We start from the raw sequence: 21,361 nt of genomic DNA, 5'->3' as shown, positions 1-21,361 counted from the left end.
AAGGTTGCCACGCGTCTAAGGGGGCATGACGAACGTGACACGAGTGGGCGCCGAGTCCGTCTTCGCCTTCATCGCCCCGTCCGGGCGCCCCATGCCCGTCGAGGTCGAGCTCGGTTACCGCGCCGACGACCCGCACGCCGTGACCCTGACGTTCCGGATGGGACGCCAGGAGACGGTGTGGCTGGTCAGCCGCGACCTGCTCGCCGACGGTCTCATCACCACGGCCGGCGCCGGCGACGTGCGCCTCAAGCCGTACAACTCGACGACCGCCGTGCTCGAACTGCGTTCCGACGTGTCGCACGCGGTCTTCCACGTGCGCTCCTCCGAGCTGCAGGAGTTCCTCAACTCCACCTACGACGTGGTCGCCCCCGGTCACGAGAACGACCACTTCGACTTCGAGGCCGAGCTGCGCAAGCTGCTCGACTGAGCTGACTAGCTGACGCCGTTGCGGATCGCGGTCGCGTACTGCTGCGCGGTCCCCTGGGCAGAGCACTTCTTCATGTCGTCGTAGAGCCACATGAAACCGCCGACGATCCCGGCGGAGTTGCGCCACGACCGCATCTTGCTCTGGACCGTCGCGGGCGAGTCACCCGACGAGCACCCCGAGCCGTTCTTGCTCCACAGCCCGGGATCCACCTTCATCCCGAGCGCCGAGTTCCACGTGGCCGGGTTGTTGCCGGACCCTCCCGCGTACCCCTGCAGGTACACGCGGTCGACGATCGTGCCGCCGAGGTTGTTCTTGAGGCTCGCCCAGAACGACTGGTTCGTGTACGGCGCCAGCGTGAACTTCGAGTACCCCAGCCCGACGGCCATCCGCGCGAACGCCGCCGTCGGACCGACCTGGTAGAACGACTCGTCGTCGTTGTTGATCGCGTCGGCGCCCGTGGCGGTCTTCAAGGCCTGGAAGTTGCGGTACAGGATGCTCGACGGGCCGGTGCCCTGCGAGCTGATCAGCTTCGAGATGTTCTCCCAGTCCGGCACCGCCCAGGCCCCGATCGACACCTCGATCCGGTTGACCGACGTGGGTGCCTGCTTGAGCGTCCGCAACCGCGCGGGCCAGCCTGCGTCGCCGACGTACCGGCCGTTCTGCACGACCGGGATGTCGTTGTAGACGAGGTCGCCGTTGGCGTGGACGTGGAAGCTCCAGAGGATCACGGTGGTGAACCCGGAGGCGCGCAGGGTGTTCATCACGGCCTGGCCGTCGGCGTAGAACGGGCCGCCGCCGTAGATCGCCGACCGAGACGCCTGTTGTGCGGTGGCCGGAGCGCTGAACGCACAGAGTGCGAGCACGACGGCGAGGAGAGCGGGGAGCAGGGGCCGCCTCATCACGAATGTCCCTTCGTCAGGCGGCGGCCTGCTCCCCAACATAGCGAGCCGGTCAGTAGCCGTAAATGAGGTCGTAGGCCAGCTGCGGGTCGAACTTGCCGGCTTCGACGTTCGGTGCCTTGCCGCACTTGCCGTCCGAGTCGCCGGGCACCTTGACCCACAACAACATCTCCGCGCCACCACCGGTGCGGGCCGTGGTGCCGAGCTTGCGGCCACCGGGGTTGCACCACTCACCGTTGTGCCCGTTGCCGTTGCGGCTGGTGTCGATCACGTACGGCTTGGTGTAGCCGGGCAGGTTGCCGCTGACGTCGTTGCCGTACGCCGTCGAGGCGGCCGTGGTGTGGTAGTTCGAAACGTTGATCGAGAAGCCGCGCACGTTGCGCACGCCGGCCGCGTCGAGCCTGGTCGCCATGGTGTTCGCCGGGACCCACTGCGCGTTGCCCGCGTCGAGGTAGGCCCACGTGTTGGGCGCCTTGGCCTTGAGCTGCTCGGTGGCGTACCTGATCATCGCCGTGCGCTCGGCGATCTTGGCGTTGTCCAGGCAGTTGAAGTCGGCCAGCGAGTCCGGCTCGATCACCACGACCGCGGGCCGGGTGCCGATGCCCTCGGCGAACTTGGAGATCCACGCCCGGTAGGCCTCGGGCGTGCCCGCGCCGCCGCCGGAGTGGCCGCCGCACGCGTCCCGGCCGGGAATGTTGTAGGCGACCAGGACGGGCAGCTTGGAGCCGGTCCTGCCGACATACGCGCTGGTGGCAGCCTTGATGTCGCCGCTCCAGGCGCCGAACCAGCGGGCGATCGGCCTGGTCGAGATGTTCGCCTTGATCGCGGGCTGACGGCCGTCGCTCGCGTGGTCGCGCACCCACACGGCGGGGTTGGAGTCCGGGTCGACGTAGAAGCCGTCGGTCAGGCTGACGGGGCTGGCGGCATGGGCGGCCGGGGCGGCGGCGACGACGGCCAGCAGGACCAGCGCGAGTGCTCTCATCATGCTCGCAGGCTGGCGTGCGGCGCTTAAGGGGTGGTTAGCCGCGGTTGAATCGGCAGGCTGCCGCAGGGGTCCCCCCGGGCTGAGATCCCCTCGCATCCCAACCTACTCGGCGGCACCGACAATTCCGGACGGCAGCGGCACGCCTCAGCGCGGCTTCACGGCGCGATCAGGCCCGACTGGATCGGCAACAGCGGAGCCACCACACTCGCGAACGCACCACTCCGCGCGATTCCGCCCACCGGCCCCAGGAACGGCGTGCCGGCGTCCAAGGCGTCGGGCAGGCGAGCGTAGGCCGCCCACCGTTCGTCCCACGCCTGGATCACGTCGAGGTGACCGCCGGGGAGGAACCGGGTCAGGTGCACCCCTGCGACCTGCCCGGTGTTCCCCAGCAGCGGGAGCAGCCGGAAGCCGCCCTCTCGCCGCAACCTCTCGATCAGCTCCGCGCTGTCCATCTCACTGTCACATTCCCATTTGGGCAGCCAACTCGGTGCTCGCGCGGTAAGCCTTGACGGCCTGATCGCGCTCGGCATCAGTCCACCCGAGCGGACCCGCGATCAGATCAGCGACCTGCTCGGCCACGGACGCGCCGAAGTCCAGGTGCTCCATGGAGATCCGCGTGCGACGAGCCAGCACGTCTTCGAGGTCCAAGGCGCCCTCGTGCGTCACCGCGTAGACGAACTCCGCCGCCAGATAGCCCGCGACTTCAGAGGCCAACGAAGGATCCTGTGCGATCAGGGCCAGCACGTCCGAGATCGCCGAGCCGTAACGCCTCAGCAGACGCTCCACAGTGGACGTGGGCAGGCCGGACTCGGCGGCGACTCGAGTCCGGTCCGCCCACAGCTCTTGGTAGCCGACCGCGCCGCACAACGGCAGCCGGGCGGTCAGCGACGGGGCGACCGCGCGGCCCAGACCGGCGACGGCCGAGTTCACGACGTCCGCGGCCATGACGCGGTAGGTCGTGTACTTGCCGCCGGCGATCACGAAGAAACCCGGTTCCGGTTGTGCCACCGCGTGTTCACGGGAGAGCTTGGACGTGTCGCCGGACGCGCCGTCCAGCAGCGGCCGCAGACCCGCATAGGTACCAACGACGTCGTCAACGGAGATGGGCGCGCGCAACACGGCGTTGACGTGGTCGAGGATGTAGGAAACGTCCTCGGAAGTAGCGGAAACAGCAGCCGGGTCGCCGGAGTAGGGCGTGTCCGTGGTGCCGACGATCCAGTAGGCGCCCCAGGGAATCACGAACAGCACCGACTTCTCGGTCTTCGTGATCAGCCCGCCGTCGAGCTGGATCTTCGAGCGGTCGACGAGAACGTGCACACCCTTGGACATCCGCACGTGGAACGGCGGCGTGCCCGGCGAAAGGGAGTTCAGCGAGTCGGTCCACACACCGGTCGCGCTGATCACCCGCCGGGCGCGCACCTCGACGACCGAACCGTCCACCTCGACCTGGGCACCGGAAACCCGGCCACCGGACCGCGTCAAGGACGTCACCCGAGCCCGCGACACCACCGTGGCGCCGTGCTGGGCGGCGGTGCGCACGAGGGTCAGGACGAGACGCGCGTCGTCCATTTGCGCGTCGTAGTAACGAATCGCACCGGCGAACTTCGACACGTCGAGAGACGGTCCGACCTGAGCCATCCGGGAACGGGACAGGTGCCGGTGCATGGGCACCGCACCCGCGCCACCCATCGTGTCGTACAGCAGCACGCCCGCGCCGACGTAGGCGCGCTCCCACTGCTTCTCCAGCGGGAAGAGGAACGGCACCGGCCGCACCAGGTGCGGTGCGAGCCGGCGCAGCAGCAGGCCGCGTTCCTTCAGAGCTTCCCGGACCAGCTTGAACTCCAGCTGTTCCAGGTACCGCAGCCCGCCGTGGACGAGCTTGCTGGACCGGCTCGACGTGCCCGCCGCCCAGTCGTGTGCTTCGACCAGCGCGACGGAGAGGCCTCTGGACGCGGCATCGAGAGCAGCGCCCGCGCCGACCACACCACCTCCGACCACGAGCACGTCGAACTCCGTGTTGCCCAATGCGGCAACAGAGTCAGCACGCCGAACCGGATCCAGCCTTGCGAACACCTTCAGCTCCTAAGAAAGAAACCAGACTCAGCGGACGTCGGAGTCGACCCAGTCGAACGACTTGGTGACTGCCTTCTTCCAGTTGCGGTACTCGCGCTCGCGCTCGTCGGCGTCCAGCTCGGGCGTCCAGCGCTTGTCCTCTGCCCAGTTGGCGCGCAGCTCGTCCAGCGACGACCAGTAGCCGACCGCGAGACCGGCGGCGTACGCGGCACCGAGAGCGGTCGTCTCGGCGACGACCGGACGCACCACCGGAACGTCGAGAACGTCCGCCTGGAACTGCATCAGCAGCTCGTTCTGGACCATGCCGCCGTCGACCTTCAGCTCGGTCAGCGGCACACCGGAGTCGGCGTTCATCGCGTCCAGCACCTCACGGGTCTGGAACGCCGTCGCCTCCAGCACGGCACGCGCCAGGTGGCCCTTGTTCACGAACCGCGTGAGGCCGACGACCGCGCCACGAGCGTCCGCCCGCCAGTACGGCGCGAAGAGACCCGAGAACGCGGGCACGAAGTACGCGCCACCGTTGTCCTCAACGGAACGAGCGAGCGTCTCGATCTCCGGCGCGGACGAGATGATGCCGAGGTTGTCGCGCAGCCACTGCACCAGCGAACCGGTGACCGCGATCGAGCCTTCCAGCGCGTACACCGGAGCCTCGTCGCCGATCTTGTAGCAGACCGTCGTGAGCAGACCGTTCTTCGACGCGACCTTCTCCGTGCCCGTGTTCAGGAGCATGAAGTTGCCGGTGCCGTAGGTGTTCTTCGCGGTGCCGGGCTCGTAGCAGGCCTGGCCGAACGTCGCGGCCTGCTGGTCGCCGAGGATGCCCGCGATCGGCACGCCCTTCAGCACCCCGCCGGGGCCGCCGTTGCCGTAGACCTCCGAGGAGGAACGGATCTCCGGCAGCATGGACACCGGAATGCCCATCTCGCCGGCGATCTCGGCGTCCCACTGCAGCGTGTCGAGGTCCATCAGCATGGTCCGCGACGCGTTGGTGACGTCCGTGGCGTGCACACCGCCGTTGGGGCCGCCGGTGAGGTTCCACAGCGTCCACGTGTCGGTGTTGCCGAACAGCAGGTCGCCCGCCTCGGCACGCTCGCGGGCGCCCTCGACGTTGTCCAGGATCCAGCGGATCTTGGGGCCGGAGAAGTAGGTCGCCAGCGGCAGGCCGACCTTCGCCTTGTAGCGCTCCGCACCGCCGCCGAGAGCACCGAGCTCCTCGACGATCGCCTGCGTGCGGGTGTCCTGCCAGACGATCGCGTTGTAGACGGGCTCGCCGGTGTTCTTGTCCCACACCACCGCGGTCTCGCGCTGGTTGGTGATGCCGACGGCGGCGAGGTCACCGGTGTTCAGGTCGGCGGCGGAGAGCGCCTGGCCGATCACGAACCGGGTGTTCTCGGAGATCTCCACCGGGTTGTGCTCGACCCAGCCCGCGCGCGGGAAGATCTGCTCGTGCTCCTTCTGGCCGACGGAGACGATGGAGCCGCTGTGGTCGAAGATGATCGCCCGCGTGCTGGTCGTGCCCTGGTCGACGGCGAGAACGTACTGCGTCATCGAAACTGTCCTTTCAGGATGGTCAGAACACGCGTCAGAACACGATTGAGGCGACGACACCGGCGATGGCACCGCCGACGAGCGGGCCGACGACGGGGATCCAGGAGTAGCCCCAGTCCGAGTCCTTCTTGCCAGCCAGATCAGTGTTGGCAGCCTCGCCGTCGGTGCCCTTGTACGAGAGCGGCAGCAGGGCGTGCGCGATGCGCGGGCCGAGGTCGCGGGCCGGGTTGATCGCGTAGCCGGTGGGTCCACCGAGCGAGGCGCCGATACCGACGACCAGCAGCGCCGCGGCCAGCGGGCCGAGCTGCGAGGGCGTCTTGGCGAACGCGAGGATCACGAAGACCAGGACGAACGTGCCGATGACCTCGCAGACGAGGTTCCAGGCGTAGCTGCGGATCGCCGGGCCGGTGGAGAAGACGGCCAGCTTGAGGCCCTCGTCGGGCGTCTCGTCGAAGTGCGGCTTGTACGCGAGCCACGCCAGCACGGCGCCGAGGAACGCGCCGAGGATCTCACCGGCGAAGTACACGACCGTCGAGCCGAAGCCGACAGGAACACCAGGGGCGTACTCGGCCGCACCGCTGGTCAGAATGCCGACGGTCACCGCCGGGTTGAGGTGCGCGCCCGACTTGTAGGCGACGTACACACCGGCGAAGACACCGAGGCCCCAGCCGAAGTTGATCAACAGCCAGCCGCCGTCGAAACCCTTCGACTTGGCGAGCAGCACGTTCGCCACCACACCCGCACCCAGCAACAGCAGGACGCCCGTACCGAGCACCTCGCTGAGGAACACTGACCCGAGACCCACGCTGGCCTCCCATTCGTCCTTGAACGGCTGATCACCCGCTGGTGATTGAGGCGGAACGTAATGAGCCAGGTCACGTCTGCTCAACGGGCACGTTTCGACAATGTCGACACCTGCGTGGCACGGACGTGTGACCACTCGGTCACTCTGCGCTAAAACCGCGGTTTTCCAGGGGTTTTACGACAGCGCTCCAGGTCATCGGAGGTGCGGAGCTGTTCGACATTGCCGACACGGGTCGTCTCAATTACGTTTGCCGCCGTGCCGGGACCCATCCAGTCGATCGAACGCGCCGCAGCCGTGCTGCGGCTGCTCGCGCGTGGCTCCGGCCACCACGGTCTCACCGAGATAGCCGACTCGCTCGGTCTCGCGCGCGGCACCGCGCACGGGATTCTCCGTACGCTGCAACGGGTCGAGTTCGTCGAGCAGGACCAGGCGACGGGCCGCTACCGGCTCGGCGCGGCCCTGCTGCACCTGGGAACGTCCTACCTCGACGCGAACGAGCTGCGTTCCCGATCGATCAACTGGGCGGACACGCTGGCCGCGCGCTCCGGCCAGGAGGTCCGCATCGGCATGCACCACGACGGCGCCGTGCTCGTCGTGCACCACGTTTTTCGGCCGGATGACTCCGTGCAGACCCTCGGCATCGGTGCGATGCTTCCCTTGCACGCGACGGCACTGGGCAAGGTGCTGCTCGCCTACGACCCGGACCTGTCGGCGGCCGCACGCCGGCGGGAGCTGACGTCGTTGACGCGCAGGACGATCACGCGCACCCAGGCGCTGGAACGGGTGCTGACCGAGGTGCGCGCGCAGGGCTGGGCGGGTGAGGCCGAGGAGTACATGCCGGGTGAAGCGAGCATCGCCGCGCCCATCCGCATTCCGGGCGGCCTGGTCGTCGGCGCGATCGGGATCTCCGGCCCGGCCGACCGCCTCTGCGACTCCGCCGGACGGCCGCGCGCGACGCTGGTGAAGCAGGTCGCCCAAGCCGCCGAGTCCGTAACCACGTCCCTGGTCGACGAGAACTGAAAGGCGCGCCGTGCAACGGTTCGTGATGGCGATCGACCAGGGGACGACGTCGACGCGCTGCATCCTGTTCGACCAGAACGCCCGGCTGGTCGCGGTCGCGCAGCGCGAGCACCGGCAGTACCACCCGCGGCCGGGTTGGGTCGAGCAGGACGCCGTGGAGATCTGGCGCAACGTCGACCGGATCATGCCGCAGGCGTTGCGGCAGGCCGGGATCACCGCCGAGCAGGTGGTGGCGCTGGGCATCACGAACCAGCGCGAGACGTTCGTGCTGTGGGACCGGCACACCGGGGTCCCGGTCGGGCGCGCGATCGTCTGGGAGGACATCCGGACCGAGGAACTCGTTGCGCAGCTGGAGAAGCAGCCGGGCATCGAGGAAGTTCGCGAACGCTGCGGCCTGCCCTTGGCGACCTACTTCTCAGCGCCTTCGTTGCGCTGGATGCTCGACAACGTGGCCGGTTTGCGCACTCGTGCGGAGCGTGGCGACGTCCTGTTCGGCACGATGGACACCTGGCTGATCTGGAACCTCACCGGCGGCGTCAACGGCGGCCTGCACGTCACGGACGTGACCAACGCGTCGCGGACCATGCTGATGAACCTCTCGACGCGGCAATGGGATCCGATGCTGCTGGACTTCTTCGGGGTGCCCGCGGCGATCCTGCCGGAGATCCGTCCGTCGACCGAGATCTCCGGCACGACCACGCGCGTGGTGCCGGGCATCTCGATCACGGCGGCGCTGGGTGACCAGCACGCGGCGTTGTTCGGCCAGACGTGCTTCGAGAAGGGCTCGATCAAGGGCACCTACGGCACCGGCGGCTTCCTGTTGATGAACACCGGCAACGAGCTGGTGCGGTCGAAGCACGGGCTGCTGACGACGATCGGCTACCAGATCGGCGGCGAACCGGCGTACGCGCTGGAGGGCTCGATCGCCGTCGCCGGGTCGCTGGTGCAGTGGTTCCGCGACAACCTCGGGCTGATCCACTCCGCGCCCGAGATCGAGACGCTGGCGCGCACGGTCGAGAACAACGGCGGCTGCTACATCGTCCCGGCGTTCTCCGGACTCTTCGCGCCGCACTGGCTCGCGCAGGCACGCGGGCTCGTCGTCGGGCTGACCTCGTACATCAACAAGGGGCACCTGGCGCGGGCGGTGCTGGAGGCGACCGGCTGGCAGACGCGCGAGGTCGTCGACGCGATGAACGCCGACCTCGGGGTACCGACGCCGGTGTTGAAGGTGGACGGCGGGATGACCGCCGACCACCTGTTGATGCAGTTCATCGCGGATGTGCTGGACATCCCGGTGACGCGGCCGCTGGTCGCGGAGACCGTGTCACTGGGCGCCGCTTATGCCGCGGGACTCGCCGCCGGATATTGGCCGGACCTGGAAGGCCTCCGCCGCAACTGGCACCTGGCCGCGCGCTGGAACCCGGCAATGGATGCCCACCACCGCGAAAACGAGTACGCGAACTGGAAGCGGGCCGTGGAACTCACCTTCGCCTGGGCCCGCTCCACCCCCTCCACTTAGGACTTTTGACGTCTGCGAGTACCACCAACTGCGAGTTGGTAGTACTTGCAGACGCCGTAAAGCGCTAGGAGCGCTGCTTCCTGACCCAGGCGGCCACGTCGTCCGCCTCGATCGGCAGCGCGTCGGAGAGGATCTCCGCGCCGGTCGAGGTCACCACGAGGTCGTCCTCGATGCGCACGCCGATGCCGCGCAGCTCCGGCGGCAGCGTCTCGTCGTTCGGGTGGAAGTACAGGCCGGGCTCGACGGTCAGCGCCATGCCCCGCTCCAGGATGCCCATCTGGTAGGTCTCCACGCGGGCGTCGGCGCAGTCGTGCACGTCCAGGCCGAGGAAGTGGCCGGTGCCGCAGACGATGTACCGCCGGTGGTGCTGACCGGCCGGGTCGAGCGCCTTGTCGACGCTGACCGGCAGCAGGCCCCAGTCGTGCAGGCCTTCCGCGAGCACGCGCATCGCGGTGTGGTGGAAGGCGCTGTAGTCGTTGCCCGGCTTGACTTCCGCCAACGCCGCCACGTGCGAGGCGTGCACGAGGTCGTAGACCTGGCGCTGGGCCGCGGAGAACTCGCCGCCCACCGGGAACGTGCGGGTGACGTCCGCGGTGTAGAGCGACTTCATCTCGACACCGGCGTCGAGCAGCAGCAGGTCGGCGTCGTGCACGCGGCCGTCGTTGCGCGTCCAGTGCAGCACCGGGGCGTGGTGGCCGGCCGCGACGATCGAGGTGTAGCCCGGACCGTTGCCCTCCGTGCGCGCGCGACGGTCGAACGTGCCCTGCAGCCAGCGCTCTCCCCCGCCGCGCACGGCCTGGCCGAGCTCCATGGCGACGTCCGCGAAGCCCATGACCGACGCGTCGACGGCCTGGCGGAGCTGGTCGATCTCCCAGTCGTCCTTGATGCGCCGCAGTTCCGAGAGCGTGGTGCGCAGCTCGTCGCTGTGCGAGCCGGTGAGCGCGTCCAGCAGCGGGTCGACACCCTTGGCGGTGAGCGTCTCGGGGTGCCGGCCGCGCAGGGCGTGCGCGAGGTCTTCGAGCGGGCGGGCCGTGATGTTCAGCGCCTCGCCCCACTCCTTCGGCCCGGCCGCGGCGCCGATCCAGAACGGGCTGCGGTCGGCGTCACCGAAGAAGTCGACGCTGTGCGGTTCCGACGGCACCGGCACGAACAGCGTGGCGTCCTCATCGGACAGCACCAGCACCGCGCCCTCGACCTGACACCCGGTCAGCCACACGAAGTCGCTGTCCGCGCGGAACTCGTGGAACGTGTCGTTGGACCGGACGTGCGCCCTTCCCGCCGCGAGCGCGATCCGCTTGCCCGGAAGTGCTGCGACGAGCCTGGCGCGATGGGCCTGGGCCGCCTCCGCGGTGCCCGCGGGGAGGTCGACGTGGTCGTCCCACTTCCCCCAGCCGTCGCGGATGTGGGTGCGGAAACCGTCCGCGTCGACCAGTTTCGCCATGTCACGGCGTGTCCGAGCCAATTCCGGTCCTCTCGGGATCGTGTTTCCCTCCAGCCTCCCTGCGAACGGAGGGAGTCCGCCAATCCGGATCGGGGATAGCCTCAGCCTATGGAACTGGAGATCCGGCACCTGCGCGCCGTCTGCGCCATCGGCGACGCGGGCAGCCTCTCGCGCGCGGCGACCCAGCTGGGCATCTCCCAACCGTCCCTGACGACGCTGCTGCAACGCGTCGAGCGCCTGGTCGGCGGCAAGCTGTTCGAACGCGGCCGGGCCGGTGCCGTTCCTACCGCCTTGGGCGCGCAGATGCTGCAGCGGGCCCGGTTGTTGCTGGTGGAGCTGGAGGCGTTCGGCTCGGACATGGCCGGGCGGGGCGGCCCGATCCGGTTCGGGTCGGTGCACATGGAGTGCGTGGCGGCGCTCTTCTCCCGTCTGGAGGAGGCCCTGGACGACGTCACGCTGGTCGTTGACCCGTCGTCGACCGGGCTGGCACTGGCGTTGGCGAACGGGCACCTGGACGCGGCGGTGATCGCGGTCGACGAGGAGGGCGACCTCGGGCTGCCGCGCGGCGTCGGGCAGCGGATCGTGGTGCCTTGGGTTCCGGTCTACATCGCTCTTCCCGCAGGTCATCGGCTTGCTTCAGCCCCTGAAGTGGAGTTGGCGGAGTTGGCCGATGAGGCGTGGGTCGGGCCACCTGGGGCCGAGGACGGGTCGTTGACGACGCTGCGGGCGGCTTGCCGGGCGGTGGGGTTCGTGCCGCGGATCCGGTTCGAGGTGCCGAGCGGTGCCGGGCGGCAGCTGATCGCGGCGGGCAAGGCCGTGCAGCTGGTGGAGCCGACGTCGCAGGGCGGTCCGGGGGTGGCGGTGCGGCCGCTGGCGGGGGCGCCGATGCGGATGCGGCTGGTCTTCTGCTGGCGGCGGGAGCGGCTGACCTGGGAGCAGGCCAGCCGCGTGTTCGCCGAGGTGCTGGGGGCCTATTCGGAGCAGGCGATGGCGAGCGAGGTGTTCCGGCCGTGGTGGGAACAGAGGGCGTTCACAGCGAGCTGAGCCACGCGCGCCAGTCGTTGTCGTAGCGCGTCCCGATCACCCGCGTGACGTGGTCGCGGGCACCCGCCCAGTCACCCACGCGGTAGTCCGCCAGCACAGCGGCGACGTCGGCCGGGTGCTTCTCGACGAGGTAGCGGACCGCGAGGTAGCCCCAGTTGTAGACGCGTTTCGTGTCGTGGTCGTAGGTCGTGTCGAAGAGCGCGCTCAACGGGTAGGTCTGCTTCTTCGCCTCCGCCAGCGCGTCGGTGTAGACCTCGTCGCGGTAGGTGTAGGACACGTACTCGGCGAACCCCTCGACCCACCACACCGTCGGCGTGGTCATGTTCTCGTCGAAGTCGCCGTGCATGTCGAACCGGCCGTCGAGGTAGTGGGTGTACTCGTGGTTGAGGTTCCAGATCGCGAACGACGGCAGCCAGTCGGCCTCGTGCGCGATGAACCGGGCCTGGTTCTTGGCCGGGTCGCCTTCCAGGTACATGCCGCCGTTGTTGGTGGAGATGTCGAACAGCACACCCGCGTACGTCCGGTAGTCGTTGCTGGTGTTGAAGACCACGACTTCGAGCGACGTGTTCTGGTCGCCCGCGACGGGTCCGGCGTCGTGCACCAGGCCGTGGAAGACGGCGTCCTGGGCGGCCAGCGAGCTGCACGTCTGGCGGAGCTGGGCGCGGGTCAGCTGCTGGGCGCGAATCTTCAGCGTCGAGCTGCAGGTGTGCCGGACGGTGAGCACGCGGCGGTCGATCGTCGCGCGGAAGTCGCAGGTGCCGTAGCGGCGGCAGTTCGCCTTGTCGTACCAGTCGACCATCTCGGCGACGCCCACCCACAGCGGGGCGAGCGTGCCGACGACGTCACCGCGGCCGGCCAGGTCCACGAGCAGCGGGCGGACCAGCGGGGCGATGTCGTCGTGCTGCAGGAACCTGCCGAGCTCGCGGGTCGCGTTGGTGACCAGGTAGGCGCGGCCGGTGCCGAAGAGGTCCAGGTGCCGCACCACGAACCGGCGCAACGCCCGCAGGATCTCCGGCTCGGCCTTCACGGCGGCCAGGAACTCCGGGGAGCTGTGGCCGTAGTAGAGCATGATCATGCCGGCGTGCACGGTGGCGTCGTCGGCGCTGGTGTAGTTGTCGAGCACGCGGGTCAGCGCGCGCAGTTCGGCCGGGTAGTCGGTGACGGCCGCGGCCTGGATGGTGTTCCCGGGCACCGGGTGCAGGATGTTCCTGGCGACCTCGGGTGGCAGCAGGGGGCTGTTCGGCGAACCTTGAGGGGCGGCCTGCGCCGCGGTGGGTACGAGAAGTCCGGCCAGCAGAGCCAGGACGAGGGCGACTAATCGCATCGGTGTCCTCCGCAGGGGATGTGAGGTGCTGAGGAGCGTCACACCGCGCGGAGACCCGCGAACATCGCTTCCGTTCATAGCTCGCTGCTATGGACAACCTTGTCATCCTGTCCTGCTTGTCCTCTTGACCGGCAAACGATCAACCCCCAAAGCTGTGTGCGGGCGCCTTGATCCGCATGGAGAGTTGATGTCGCACGAGGTCATCGATCTTGCGCTGAACCGCCCCGTTTCCGCTTCTTCCTCCGCCTACGCCGCCACTCCCCCGCAGTTCGTCACCGATGGCCTGCAGCAGGCCGGCGTGCGCGGCTCCGGCTGGCGTGCGGCCGGTGGCGACCCGCAGTGGGTGGTCGTCGACCTGCAGGGACTCTGCGAGGTCTCGTCGTTCGTGCTGGTCTTCGAGGCGAAGCCGGGCGATCCGACGTTCGTGCCGGTACCGAGCTACCAGCCGCGCGACGACACGACCGGCGTGGAGATCCTGTCGGCCGCCGCGCTGGCGTTCCACCTCGAGGTCAGCACGGACAACCGGACGTGGCGCGAGGTCTACCGGGGCGCGGAAACCCGGATCCAGCTGGAGAAGCCCGTCCGCGCGCGCTACGTCCGCCTGACGGGAACCCGCCGGTCGAACGACAACCCGTTGGGGCTCAACGGTTTTCAGATCTACGGCACGTCCGGCGAGCGGCCTGAGGTCAGCGGCTGGACCGACTGGTGCAGCACCGGCAAGGTCCCTGCCTTGCAGCCCGGACCGGACAACACCGTCGAGCTGAACTCCGGCTGGCACCTCACGATGGACGACTTCGCGCGCACTTCCGACGGTGCCGCGCTGGCCCGGTCCGGTGTGGACACTTCGAAGTGGCTGGACGCAACGGTTCCGGGCACCGTGCTGACGTCACTGGTCGACCAGGGCCACTTCCCGGACCCCGCCGCCGCCATGCACAACATGGAGATCCCGGAAGCGCTGTCGCGGCACTCGTGGTGGTACCGCCGCACGTTCCCGTCGCCGGAGAACTTCGCGGGCCGCAAGGTGTGGCTGGAGCTCGACGGCGTGATGCAGCACGCCGAGATCTGGCTCAACGGCACGAAGATCGGCGACGTGACGAACCCGTTCATCCGCGGCTCGTTCGACATCACCGACGCTGTGCAGAGTTCGGGCGAGCAGGTGCTGGCGTTGCGGCTGAACCCGATGAAGCACCCAGGCAGCCCGACGGACAAGGGCAGCGACGGCGGCGCGTTCCCGAACTCCGGCCGCCTCCACCTCGACTCGCCCACCTACCTGTCGATCTCCGGCTGGGACTGGATGCCCGCCGTGCGCGACCGCGGCACCGGCATCTGGGACCACATCCGGCTGCGCGCCACCGGTGCCGCGGTCTTCGGTGATCCGCGGGTGGTGACAACGTTGTCCGCCGACCACCAGTCCGCGGACATCACGATCAGCGTGCCCGTGCGCAACACCTCCGCCTCTCCCCTGCCGGTCACGGTGCGGGCGGCGTTCTCCGGTGTGAAGCTCGCCAAGGCCGTGACTTTGGAACCCGGCGTCACCGAAGTCGCTCTCGGCACGCACACGATGGCCGACCCGAAGCTGTGGTGGCCCAACGGGTACGGCGACCCGTACCTGCACGAAACGGTCCTGACGGTGACCGCGAAGGGCGCTGAGAGCGACAAGCGGACCACGCACTTCGGCATCCGCGAGTTCTCCTACGAGCACGAGCCGTTGAAGATCCGCGTGAACGGCGTGCCGATCTTCTGCCGCGGCGGCAACTGGGGCTTCGACGAGCTGCTGCGCCGCATGCCGGCCGAGCGCCTGGACAACGTGATCGCGCTGCACCGCGACATGAACTTCACGATGATCCGCAACTGGATCGGCAGCAGCAACCGCGACGAGTTCTTCGCCGCCTGCGACCGGCACGGCATCCTGGTGTGGAACGACTTCTGGATCGTCGGCGAGTTCACCGACGACATCCCGGGTTACCTCGACACCGCGCGCGACACCGTGACCCGTTACCGCCACCACCCGAGCATCGTGGTGTGGTGCGGTGCCAACGAAGCCTCGCCACCGCCGAACACGGACGCGGGGCTGCGCGAGATCGTGGCCGAGCGGCACACCGGCGTCCACTACCAGAGTCACTCTGCGGACGGCAGCGTGTCCGGCCACGGCCCTTACCACTGGGTCGAGCCGGCGAAGTACTTCGACCCCACCACGTACGACACCGCCGACTTCGGCTTCCACACCGAGATCGGCATGCCGGCCGTGCCGGTGGCCGAGACCATGCGCAACCTGGCCGGGAGCGAGGTGGCGTGGCCGATCGGCGACGTCTGGTACGCGCACGACTGGTGCGCCAACGGCAACCAGCGGCCGCAGCTCTACCAGGCCGCGATCGACGAGCGGCTAGGTGCTTCTGCCGGGCTCGACGAGTTCTGCCGCAAGGCGCAGTTCGTGAACTACGAGAACATGCGGGCGATGTTCGAGGCCTGGAACGCTCATCTGTGGGACGACGCTTCGGCGTTGCTGCTGTGGATGTCGCATCCGGCCTGGTACTCCACGGTGTGGCAGACCTACGACTACGACATGGACGTCAACGGCACGTACTTCGGCGCGAAGAAGGCGTGCGAGCCGCAGCACGTCCAGGCCTCTTCGGACACTTGGCAGGTGATGGTTCTCAACCACACCACGGGTCTTCTGCGCGGCCGGGTCGAAGCTTCCGTGCACGCACTGTCCGGTGAGGTGTTGAGCACGCAGAACGCTGCCGTCGAGGTCGGCCCGTCCGCGAAGGCGCCGTTGTTCCCGGTGACGCCGCACTCGTCCGCCTTGCACCTGGTGCGGTTGCGGCTGTTCGACGGGGACCAGCTCGTCTCCGAGAACACCTACTGGCGTTATCGCGCGCCTTCGGACATGCGGGGCTTGAACCTGGTGGACCGCACCGAGGTCTCTCTGGATGCCGGGAGTGTTCGGCGTGCTGGCGACCAGCGCCGAGTGACCGTGAAGGTGCGCAACACCGGCGAGGTCGTCGCGGCGATGACCCGGCTCGGTCTGCGTGATCGGCACTCCGGCCGGCGCGTGCTGCCGACGATCTACAGCGACAACTACCTGTGGCTGCTGCCCGGTGAGACCCGCGAGATCACGCTGTCGTGGCACAAGCGCGATCTTCCGTCCGAGCAACCTCGCGTGACCGTCGAGGCCTACAACGCCTAGTCCGGCTTCTTCGGCTCCGCGAACAGCAGGTGCCGCACGTGCGCGTCGCCCTTGGCGAGCGCACGTGCGGCTTCCTGGTTCTGCTGGTCCACGACCGTGCCGCGCTCGATGTGCTGCCGCAGATGCTCCTGCCACGTCGCCACGGTGAACGTCTCCAGGAACGTCTCGGGCTTCTCCGTGTCGCGGAACAGCCCCCACATCGTCGCGCCCGTGCGTCGCCTGGCCCTGCCGACCTTCTGCATGGCCTCGACGAAGTCGTCCTCGTTCTCCTTCGCCACCGGCCACTCCACCGTGACCAGCACGGGTCCGGCGTCGGTGTCGTCGATCTCGGGTGGTGCGTCCCAGTACGTCGCCGGGCTGATGTCGAGCGAGCGGTCCAGCAGCGGCAACCACTTCGAGGCGGCCAGAACTGCCACGGCCATCGCCGCCGCGGGCACGATCATGGCCGTCCTGAGGCTGTACGCGTCCGCGACCGCGCCCCACACGACCGCGCCCAGCGCCTGCCCGCCCATGAGGATCAGCTGGTAGTACGCGAGCGCCCGGGCCCGCGTCCACGACGGCAGCATCACCTGCGCGGTGGCGTTGAACGTCGACAGCGTGGCGATCCAGCACGCCCCCGTCAGCAACATCGCCACGATGACCACGGGGAAGCTCTCCGTCAGCACCGCCGTGCTCGTCGCGCCCGCGTAGACCCACGTCGCGAACAGCACCAGCCGGTTCTTGCTCATGCGCTGCAACAACTTCGGCACCACGAACGCGCCGCAGATCGCCCCCGTGCCCACGCTGCCGAGCAACACACCGTACCCGCTGGCGTCGAGCTGCAGCGGCCCGCGCGCGATCGCCGGCAGCAGCGCCCACAGCCCGCTGCCGAACACGATGAACAACAGGAGCCTGGTGAGCACGCGCCGGAACAACGGCGAACTGGCCACGTACCGCGCGCCGGTCCGCACCGCCGTGGTGATGTGCTCGGCCCCGAGCGGACGGTGGTCCGACGGCCTCTTCCACCGCGCCAGCACGATCAGCACACCGAGGAACGACACCGTGTTGAACGCGAACGTCGCCTCCGACCCGGCCAGCGCGATCAGCAGCCCACCGAGCGCGGGCCCGATCGCGCGGCCGACGTTCATGTTGACGCCGTTGAGCAGCGCGGCCTGCGGAATCTCCTCGCGGGACACCAGCTCCGGCTGAATGGCCTGGAACGACGGCATCGACAGCGCCTGCCCGATCGCCATGAGCGCGAGCAGCCCGAGCAGGCTCGACGGCGTGGCCTTGTCCGTCCCCGCGAGCAACATCAGCCCCGCCGCCCCCACCAGCATGAGCGCCTGGCCGGAGATCAGCACCTGCCTGCGGTCGAGGATGTCGCCCAACGCCCCGGACGGCACCACCAGCAGGAACACCGGCAAGGTGGTGGCCGTTTGGACCAACGCGACCTGCAGCGCGGACCCACCGAGGTCACCCATGAGCCACTGCGCACCGACCGTCTGGGCCCAGGTGCCGATGTTGGAGGCGAACTGGGCGAGCCACAACGCCCGGAAGGCACTGCGACGCAGGGGCGCCCACGCGGAGACTGTCACGGCCCGATCTTCACACCCCGGCCCACACGCCGCCGAACTGTCGGTCCCACTCCCTAGAATCGGGTCGCCGCAGCGGCGGCACGAGAGCTACTGCGCGTGAGGCCGTCGCAGCGTCGGCACGAGCGCCAAAGCCGGCAGCAACAGCAGTGGCACGACCAGCAGTGCGCGCAGCACCCCTACGTGGTCGCCCAGCAGCCCGACCAGCGGCGGACCGGCGAGAAACGCCGTGTACCCGATCACCGCCACCACACTCACCCGAGCGGCCGCGCGCGCCGGGTCGTCCGCCGCGGCGCTCATGCCCACCGGGAAGCCCAGCGCGGTGCCGAGCCCCCACACCGCGACACCGATAACCGCCACCACCGGCGACGAGCCGAACACCGCCAGAACCACCCCGGACGCCGCCACCAGCATCGTGACCAGCAGCACCGGCACGCGGCCCCACCGGTCCAGCGCCACGGTCCCGACGATCCGGCCGAACGTCATCGTCGTGACGAACACGCCGAACACCACCGAACCCGCCGCACCGGAGAAGGCGTGCCCGTCGATGAACGCCACCGCCACCCAGTCGTTCGCGGTGCCCTCGGTGAACGCCAGCACGAGCACCAGCACGCCGATCAGCAGCGTGCGCGGTTCGCGCCAAGCCGCCAGCACGCCACTGCCGCGCTCGGGCGACGCGTCGCCGCCGAGCCGGTACGCCCGCGCCGCCACCAGCGTGCCGGCCGCGACCACGACAGCCACGCCACCCAGGTGCGCGGTCACCGGCAGCAAAGCCCACGCCACCAGGGACGCGAGCCCGGCGGCGGCCACGGTGCCCAGGCTCCACATCGCGTGAAAGCGCGGCATCACCGTGCGACCGAGAGCCCGCTCCACCTCCGCGGCCTCCACGTTCATCGCCACGTCGCAGAGGCCCGACCCGTAGCCGAGCACGAAGATGCCCGCAGCCGTCAGCGGGACCGACGGGAACGAGCCGATCCCGGCACCGGCCAGAAAGAGTCCCGAGGAGACCACCAGCGCCGACACGCACACCGTCCGACGCGCGCCGAGCCGATGCGTGACCTCACCCGCGGAGAGCATCGCCAGGAACGCGCCGAGCGACATCGAGAGCAGCAACAGCCCCAGTGCGCCCGCGGAGAGACCCAGCGCGTCACGGGCGGCGGGCACACGGGCGAACCACGAAGCCACCGCGACGCCGTTGAGCCCGAACGTCACAGCCACGCCCGCGGCGGCGGCCCGGACTTCCCTGCGCGACACCGTGACCGACATCCCGGTCCCCCTTTCTCGATACATGAAGCTCATACCTCACACATGGAAGCGCTTCCATGGCAATACTTGCCAGATGAGGGGACAACGCAGCGCGACGCTCGACGACGTGGCACGGGCCGCGGGTGTGTCACGGGCGACCGCGTCACGGGTGATCACCGGTCAGGGTCCCGCGTCGGCACGGTCGCGCGACCGGGTCACCCAGGCCGTCACCAAGCTCGGCTACGTGCCGGACGCCGCCGCCCGCGCGCTGGCGTCCCGCAGTGGTACCCGCCTCGCGATCGCGGTGATCGGCGCCACCGCCGCCATCCTCGACGACCCGTACGTGGGGCGGGTGCTGACCACGGCCGCGCACATCGCCGCCGAACGCGAGGTCGGCGTGTCGCTGCACTGGGTTCCCCTGGGCGCCTCACTCGCCACTCTCGCGAGCAGCCACAACCTCGGCGGGCTCGTGGTGGTCAACCCGACGCAGCCGGCCCTGCACACCGTGCCCAAGGCCATGCGCGGCCGGACCGCCGCGATCGGCGTGGGCACAAAAGACGTGCCTTCGTTCGACGTGGACAACGGCAGCGGCACCGACGGCGTCGTGCGCCACCTGGTGAACACCGGCCGGCAGAGAATCGCAATGGTCACCGGCCCATCGTGGCTGCCGTGCGTCGATCGCGCGCGGGACGCCTACCACCAGATCATGCGCGACAGCGGACGCGAGACCAGAGTCGTCTCCGGTGACTTCACGGCGACCCGCGGCGCGGCAGCGGCGATGGAGATCATGACCCGCTGGCCCGACACCGACGCGGTGTTCGCCCTCAGCGACCTCACCGCACTCGGTGTCCTCGACGGACTGCACGCCCAAGGAATCCGGATACCGGCGGACGTCGCGGTCGCCGGGTTCGACGACATCGCGTTCGCCTGCCTCAGCCGTCCGGCCCTCACCACGTCCACGCACCCGGTGGAGGAGATCGCCGCAGCGGCCGCGAGAGCCGTGCTCGACCGCGGCAACACCGACCGGACCACGTTCTTCCCGTCAACGCTCGTAGTCCGTGAAAGCGCCTAGACCACGGTCACGGGGTGCTTGACCACGGCCCCGAACAGGTAGCCCTGCGTGTTGTACGGCGACGCATCAGGCTGGTCATCCGCCCGCGCCCGCAACACGTGCGAACCCGGCGTCGCCTGCCACGGGATCTGCCACCGCGTCCAGCCGCCACGCGACACGGGAGTGGCGCGCCGCCACGTCCGGCCGTCCACGGAGACCGAGATCCGCCGCACCCCGCCAGGAGCCCACGACCGCCCGGTCAGCACCTGACGCCCGGCCGGAACGGTAGCGCCGAACCCGAGCTCGAACGCGCTCTTCGCCACCTGCGTGGTCACCAGCGAGCCCTCGGCCGGATAGTCCGGACCGAGCAACCGGTAGAACTGCGTGTCCCACGGCGAATGCAGCGGAACGGAAGAAACCTCCAACGACCCCAGCCACTTGATGCTCGCGATCCCGACCCACCCCGGCACCACCAGCCGAGCCGGATACCCGTGGTCGACCGGCAGCTCCTCGCCGTTCATCTCGTACGCCACCAGCACGTCGTCCAGAGCCTTCGACACCGGCAACGGCCGCCGCACCCTCCCCAGGTTCACCCCGCCGGTCACGTACTCGGAGTCCAGCCCGGCCGGCATGACGTCCACAGCGGACCGCCTCACTCCGGCGAGCCGCAACAGCACCGACAACGGCACCCCGCGCCACCGCGCGTTGCCGGCCGCGCCCAGAGTCCACGGTGTACCGGCCACGCTCTGCCCTTGCTGCGACGCGAAGAAGCTCCGCCCGTTGCCCGCGCACTCGATCACCGCCTCGACCGAACAGGACGGCAGCGCCCGCAACTCCCGCAGCGACAACGACAACGGCCGCGTGACCCCGGAGCCGAAAATCCGGAGCCGCCAGGAACCACCATCCAGCACGGGTGTCGAAGTGTGGTTGCGCACGAAGAACTTCGACGCTGGCACGAGCGAGCCGACGCCGCGCAACGCCTCGAAGCGCGTCTCCGCGTTGGTGCCGTGCACGATGAAGTCGCTGGCGGGCAACGGCTTCACGATCGAAGGTGCCGCCACGGCACGCGACGGTAGCACCGTGAGTCCTGCCGCGATCAGCACGCCGCGCCGAGAGATCATGCTTTCCACGCTAAGGCCCGCCGCAAGGGGCCATCCCGCAGAACGAGAAACCTGGACAGGTCGTGGGGGGGGGCCCGGCACGACACCCCCCCCCCACGCACCGC

General features: G+C 69.3%; 17 protein-coding genes. 6 read left to right on the top strand and 11 right to left on the bottom strand.

Annotation, left to right across the window (positions count from 1 at the left end; all coding sequences use genetic code 11):
* Positions 1-25 precede the first annotated feature (25 nt).
* Positions 26-427 (top strand): SsgA family sporulation/cell division regulator, encoded by a 402-nt coding sequence (locus ABZX92_RS27070; RefSeq protein ID WP_355564980.1) that lies wholly within the window; start codon positions 26-28, stop codon positions 425-427.
* Between the two features lie 5 nt (positions 428-432).
* Here ABZX92_RS27070 and ABZX92_RS27065 read toward each other — a convergent pair whose 3' ends face one another.
* From ABZX92_RS27065 to ABZX92_RS27040, 6 genes are all read right to left on the bottom strand, one after another.
* Positions 433-1,326, bottom strand: a complete 894-nt coding sequence (locus ABZX92_RS27065; protein ID WP_355564978.1) for a lysyl endopeptidase — start codon at positions 1,324-1,326, stop codon at positions 433-435.
* A 52-nt stretch (positions 1,327-1,378) separates the two neighbouring features.
* Positions 1,379-2,311 carry a glycoside hydrolase family 6 protein gene (locus tag ABZX92_RS27060; protein ID WP_355564974.1) on the bottom strand — a complete coding sequence of 311 codons (933 nt, stop codon included), beginning with the start codon at positions 2,309-2,311 and terminating at the stop codon, positions 1,379-1,381.
* Between the two features lie 155 nt (positions 2,312-2,466).
* The gene (locus ABZX92_RS27055; protein WP_355564971.1) at positions 2,467-2,763 is read right to left on the bottom strand and encodes a hypothetical protein; all 297 of its coding nucleotides are present in this window, start codon (positions 2,761-2,763) and stop codon (positions 2,467-2,469) included.
* Between the two features lie 7 nt (positions 2,764-2,770).
* Positions 2,771-4,384, bottom strand: a complete 1,614-nt coding sequence (locus tag ABZX92_RS27050) for a glycerol-3-phosphate dehydrogenase/oxidase (protein WP_355564968.1) — start codon at positions 4,382-4,384, stop codon at positions 2,771-2,773.
* A gap of 27 nt (positions 4,385-4,411) precedes the next feature.
* Complete coding sequence (glpK, locus tag ABZX92_RS27045; RefSeq protein ID WP_355564966.1) at positions 4,412-5,929, bottom strand: glycerol kinase GlpK; 1,518 nt, start codon at positions 5,927-5,929, stop codon at positions 4,412-4,414.
* A gap of 34 nt (positions 5,930-5,963) precedes the next feature.
* Positions 5,964-6,734, bottom strand: a complete 771-nt coding sequence (locus ABZX92_RS27040; RefSeq protein ID WP_355564963.1) for an MIP/aquaporin family protein — start codon at positions 6,732-6,734, stop codon at positions 5,964-5,966.
* A gap of 255 nt (positions 6,735-6,989) precedes the next feature.
* On the opposite strand from ABZX92_RS27040, the gene ABZX92_RS27035 reads away from it, so the two are divergent.
* Both ABZX92_RS27035 and glpK (ABZX92_RS27030) read left to right on the top strand, forming a co-directional pair.
* The gene (locus ABZX92_RS27035) at positions 6,990-7,754 is read left to right on the top strand and encodes an IclR family transcriptional regulator (RefSeq protein ID WP_355564961.1); all 765 of its coding nucleotides are present in this window, start codon (positions 6,990-6,992) and stop codon (positions 7,752-7,754) included.
* Positions 7,755-7,779: 25 nt separating this feature from the next.
* Entirely contained in the window at positions 7,780-9,273 is a 1,494-nt protein-coding gene (gene glpK, locus ABZX92_RS27030) for a glycerol kinase GlpK (RefSeq protein ID WP_355565036.1), read from the top strand.
* Positions 9,274-9,337: 64 nt separating this feature from the next.
* Here the strand turns inward: glpK (ABZX92_RS27030) and ABZX92_RS27025 are convergent, their stop codons facing one another.
* Positions 9,338-10,714, bottom strand: a complete 1,377-nt coding sequence (locus tag ABZX92_RS27025; protein WP_355564958.1) for an aminopeptidase P family protein — start codon at positions 10,712-10,714, stop codon at positions 9,338-9,340.
* A 108-nt stretch (positions 10,715-10,822) separates the two neighbouring features.
* Here ABZX92_RS27025 and ABZX92_RS27020 point away from each other — a divergent pair, with 108 nt between their 5' ends.
* Entirely contained in the window at positions 10,823-11,758 is a 936-nt protein-coding gene (locus ABZX92_RS27020; RefSeq protein ID WP_355564956.1) for a LysR family transcriptional regulator, read from the top strand.
* Here ABZX92_RS27020 and ABZX92_RS27015 read toward each other — a convergent pair.
* Entirely contained in the window at positions 11,745-13,082 is a 1,338-nt protein-coding gene (locus ABZX92_RS27015; RefSeq protein WP_355564953.1) for a collagenase, read from the bottom strand. The genes ABZX92_RS27020 and ABZX92_RS27015 overlap by 14 nt on opposite strands.
* A 187-nt stretch (positions 13,083-13,269) precedes the next feature.
* Here ABZX92_RS27015 and ABZX92_RS27010 point away from each other — a divergent pair, with 187 nt between their 5' ends.
* The gene (locus ABZX92_RS27010; protein ID WP_355564950.1) at positions 13,270-16,269 is read left to right on the top strand and encodes a sugar-binding domain-containing protein; all 3,000 of its coding nucleotides are present in this window, start codon (positions 13,270-13,272) and stop codon (positions 16,267-16,269) included.
* Here ABZX92_RS27010 and ABZX92_RS27005 read toward each other — a convergent pair.
* Complete coding sequence (locus tag ABZX92_RS27005; protein WP_355564947.1) at positions 16,266-17,843, bottom strand: MFS transporter; 1,578 nt, start codon at positions 17,841-17,843, stop codon at positions 16,266-16,268. The two genes, ABZX92_RS27010 and ABZX92_RS27005, sit on opposite strands and share 4 nt — an antisense overlap.
* Positions 17,844-17,930: 87 nt before the next feature.
* On the bottom strand, positions 17,931-19,106 hold the full coding sequence (locus ABZX92_RS27000; RefSeq protein ID WP_355564944.1) for an MFS transporter: 1,176 nt from the start codon (positions 19,104-19,106) through the stop codon (positions 17,931-17,933).
* A 73-nt stretch (positions 19,107-19,179) separates the two neighbouring features.
* Here ABZX92_RS27000 and ABZX92_RS26995 point away from each other — a divergent pair, with 73 nt between their 5' ends.
* Positions 19,180-20,157 carry a LacI family DNA-binding transcriptional regulator gene (locus tag ABZX92_RS26995; protein WP_355564942.1) on the top strand — a complete coding sequence of 326 codons (978 nt, stop codon included), beginning with the start codon at positions 19,180-19,182 and terminating at the stop codon, positions 20,155-20,157.
* Here the strand turns inward: ABZX92_RS26995 and ABZX92_RS26990 are convergent.
* Positions 20,154-21,257, bottom strand: a complete 1,104-nt coding sequence (locus tag ABZX92_RS26990) for a sulfite oxidase (protein WP_355564940.1) — start codon at positions 21,255-21,257, stop codon at positions 20,154-20,156. The genes ABZX92_RS26995 and ABZX92_RS26990 overlap by 4 nt on opposite strands.
* Between the last annotated feature and the right edge of the window lie 104 nt (positions 21,258-21,361).

The organism is Lentzea sp. NPDC006480, assembly GCF_040611995.1.
GTDB lineage: Bacteria > Actinomycetota > Actinomycetes > Mycobacteriales > Pseudonocardiaceae > Lentzea.
Note: the sequence above shows the minus strand (reverse complement) of the source record. Positions and strands in the feature narration are given on the sequence as shown.

What these genes read in the sequence shown, in the direction of transcription:
- ABZX92_RS27060 (WP_355564974.1), bottom strand. Translation starts at nt 2,311, where the DNA reads ATGATGAGAGCACTCGCGCTGGTCCTGCTGGCCGTCGTCGCCGCCGCC.
- glpK (WP_355564966.1), bottom strand. Translation starts at nt 5,929, where the DNA reads ATGACGCAGTACGTTCTCGCCGTCGACCAGGGCACGACCAGCACGCGG.
- ABZX92_RS27000 (WP_355564944.1), bottom strand. Translation starts at nt 19,106, where the DNA reads ATGTCGGTCACGGTGTCGCGCAGGGAAGTCCGGGCCGCCGCCGCGGGC.
- ABZX92_RS27010 (WP_355564950.1), top strand. Translation starts at nt 13,270, where the DNA reads ATGTCGCACGAGGTCATCGATCTTGCGCTGAACCGCCCCGTTTCCGCT.
- ABZX92_RS27015 (WP_355564953.1), bottom strand. Translation starts at nt 13,082, where the DNA reads ATGCGATTAGTCGCCCTCGTCCTGGCTCTGCTGGCCGGACTTCTCGTA.
- ABZX92_RS27055 (WP_355564971.1), bottom strand. Translation starts at nt 2,763, where the DNA reads ATGGACAGCGCGGAGCTGATCGAGAGGTTGCGGCGAGAGGGCGGCTTC.
- ABZX92_RS26995 (WP_355564942.1), top strand. Translation starts at nt 19,180, where the DNA reads ATGAGGGGACAACGCAGCGCGACGCTCGACGACGTGGCACGGGCCGCG.
- ABZX92_RS27065 (WP_355564978.1), bottom strand. Translation starts at nt 1,326, where the DNA reads ATGAGGCGGCCCCTGCTCCCCGCTCTCCTCGCCGTCGTGCTCGCACTC.
- ABZX92_RS27025 (WP_355564958.1), bottom strand. Translation starts at nt 10,714, where the DNA reads ATGGCGAAACTGGTCGACGCGGACGGTTTCCGCACCCACATCCGCGAC.
- glpK (WP_355565036.1), top strand. Translation starts at nt 7,780, where the DNA reads ATGGCGATCGACCAGGGGACGACGTCGACGCGCTGCATCCTGTTCGAC.
- ABZX92_RS26990 (WP_355564940.1), bottom strand. Translation starts at nt 21,257, where the DNA reads ATGATCTCTCGGCGCGGCGTGCTGATCGCGGCAGGACTCACGGTGCTA.
- ABZX92_RS27070 (WP_355564980.1), top strand. Translation starts at nt 26, where the DNA reads ATGACGAACGTGACACGAGTGGGCGCCGAGTCCGTCTTCGCCTTCATC.
- ABZX92_RS27020 (WP_355564956.1), top strand. Translation starts at nt 10,823, where the DNA reads ATGGAACTGGAGATCCGGCACCTGCGCGCCGTCTGCGCCATCGGCGAC.